This window comes from Rudaea sp. (assembly GCF_036383415.1).
GTDB lineage: Bacteria > Pseudomonadota > Gammaproteobacteria > Xanthomonadales > Rhodanobacteraceae > Rudaea.
In genome coordinates, this window is sequence record NZ_DASVOK010000466.1 from 1 (window position 1) to 2,332 (window position 2,332).

Annotated in this window: 3 protein-coding genes; all 3 read left to right on the plus strand. The window is 68.0% G+C overall.

Annotated elements, in window-relative coordinates; genetic code table 11:
• A partial coding sequence (locus tag VF497_RS16920; protein ID WP_330890900.1) for a thiamine pyrophosphate-dependent enzyme occupies positions 1-902 on the plus strand: 902 nt, incomplete at its 5' end.
• The gene (locus VF497_RS16925; protein ID WP_330890902.1) at positions 899-1,558 is read left to right on the plus strand and encodes a 3-oxoacid CoA-transferase subunit A; all 660 of its coding nucleotides are present in this window, start codon (positions 899-901) and stop codon (positions 1,556-1,558) included. The genes VF497_RS16920 and VF497_RS16925, both read left to right, overlap by 4 nt.
• Entirely contained in the window at positions 1,555-2,256 is a 702-nt protein-coding gene (locus tag VF497_RS16930; protein WP_330890903.1) for a CoA-transferase, read from the plus strand. The genes VF497_RS16925 and VF497_RS16930 overlap by 4 nt, the downstream gene beginning before the upstream one ends.
• Positions 2,257-2,332: the final 76 nt, after the last annotated feature.

The window sequence follows — 2,332 nt, forward strand, 5'->3', positions numbered from 1 at the left end:
CGCGGCATCCGCTCGCGCTGCCGCTGCCGGCCGGGCATCGGCTGTGGCAATCCGCCGACGCTGTCCTCGCGATCGGTACGCGTCTTGGCCGGCCGTATTGCGAGTGGGGTACCGACGAGGCGCTGAACGTCATCCGGATCGACAGCGATCGTACCCGCCTTGAAGCCGGCTTCGTCGACCTGAGCATCGTCGGCGACGCGCAAGCGACCGTCGAGGGGATCGAACAGCGGCTGGCCGACTACCGCGCACCGTCGCGCGCGGCCGAACTGGCGGCCATGCGCGAGGCGGTCGAGCGCGAATTCGCCGCGCTCGACCCGCAGGCCGGCTTCGTCGCGGCGTTGCGCGCCGCGATTCCGGACGACGGTGTGCTCGTCGACGAACTGACGCAGATCGGCTATGCGTGCCGCATCGGCTATCCCGTCTACGCGCCGCGCACTTACGTCACTTCCAGCTATCAGGGCGCGCTCGGCTATGGCTTCGCCACGGCCCTCGGCGCCAAGGCCGCGCAGCGCCGGCGCGCGGTCGTCTCGGTCAACGGCGACGGCGGCTTTCTCTACACCTCGAACGATCTCGCAACGGCCGTGCAACACCGGCTCGGCGTGGTCGCGGTCGTCTTCAACGACAACGCTTATGGGAACGTGCTGCGCGAGCAAGAGGCCAACGGTTATCAACTGGGCACGGCGCTGCACAACCCGGATTTCGTCCGGTATGCGCGCGCATTCGGAGCGCTCGCGCAGCGCGTGCATACCGCCGCGGCGCTGGCCGACGCGATCCGCGACGCGCTGAGCCGCGATCTACCTACCGTGATCGAGGTACCCGTGGGCGTGATGACCGACCCGTGGCCGCTGCTGCGCCTGCCGCGCGTGCGCGGTGCGGCCCATTCAACAAAGGAGGCTCGATGATCAACAAGTTCGTGTCGCGCGCGGTCGACGCGCTCGCGGACGTCGTAGACGGGGCCGTCATTCTCGTCACCGGTTTCGGCGATCCAGGCATGCCGTTCCGTCTCGTCGAGGCGCTCGTCGAACTCGGTCCGCGCAACCTGACGATCGTATCGAACAACGCGGGCCGCGCACTCGAGGGCATCGCGATGCTGCTGCGGCGCGGCCAGGTCAAAAAGATGATCTGCGCGTATCCGCGCCGCACAGGCTCGTTCGTGTTCGAGGAGTGCTATGCACGCGGGGAGGTCGAACTCGAACTCGTGCCGCAGGGCACGCTGTGCGAGCGGATTCGCGCAGCGAAGGCCGGCATCGCGGGCTTCTATACGCCGACGGCCGTCGACACCGTGCTCGCCGCAGGCAAGGAGGTGCGCGAGATCGACGGCCAGCGTTGCTTGCTCGAGTATCCGCTGCATGCCGATTTCGCGCTGGTGCGCGCGCATCTTGCCGACCGCTGGGGCAATCTCGTCTATCAGGCGGCGCAACGCAACTTCGGCCCGGTCATGGCTGGCGCGGCACGACGCACGATCGCCGAAGTCGACGCGATGGTCGAGTTGGGCGGGCTCGATCCCGAGGCGATCGTCACGCCGGGTATCTATGTCGATCAGGTAGTGACCCTATGAGCGATGCACAGCAAAGGCGGCGCCAACAGATCGCTTGGCGCGCGGCGCAGGACTTCTTCGAAGGCGCATACGTGAACCTCGGCGTCGGGATTCCGACCGAGGCCGTGCGGCACGTCCCGGCGGGGCGCGAGGTGATCTTTCATAGCGAGAACGGGATTCTCGGCGTCGCCGGCATCGCGCCCGACAATGCGATCAATCGCAATCTCGTCAACGCAAGCCAGCAGTTCATCACCGTGCAGATCGGTGCGGCGTATTTCGACTGCTGCGAGTCTTTCGCGATGTTGCGCGGACGTCACGTCGATATCGCGTTCCTCGGCGGGTACGAAATCTCCGAGGCTGGCGATCTCGCCAGCTGGGATCGTCGCAAGGTGGGTGTACCGCCGGCGGTGGGAGGCGCGATGGACATCGCGATCGGTGCCCGCGCGATCTGGGTCGGCATGGAGCATTGCACGGCCGACGGCCGCCCGCGGCTCGTGCGCGAGGTGTCGCTGCCGCTGACCGGCGCGCGCGTCGTCTCGCGCGTCTACACCGATCTCGCTGTAATCGACGTCGGCCCGCAAGGCGGCACCGTGCGCGAGATTCATCCCGGCATCACGATGCGTCACCTGCGCGAGGTCACCCAGTGGCGGCTCGCCGAGGCCACCGATCTGCGCTCAATGCCGCAGCGCGACGCCTGCGCGGCAGGAGCGCAGGCATGAACGCGCCGCTCATCGCTCGCGCCGCGAACCCGATCATGGCCGTGGCCGCGGCCGCCGAGGCGTCGGGTCGGCAAAT

Coding starts and splice junctions, on each gene's coding strand:
- VF497_RS16925 (WP_330890902.1), top strand. CDS start 899: ATGATCAACAAGTTCGTGTCGCGCGCGGTCGACGCGCTCGCGGACGTC.
- VF497_RS16930 (WP_330890903.1), top strand. CDS start 1,555: ATGAGCGATGCACAGCAAAGGCGGCGCCAACAGATCGCTTGGCGCGCG.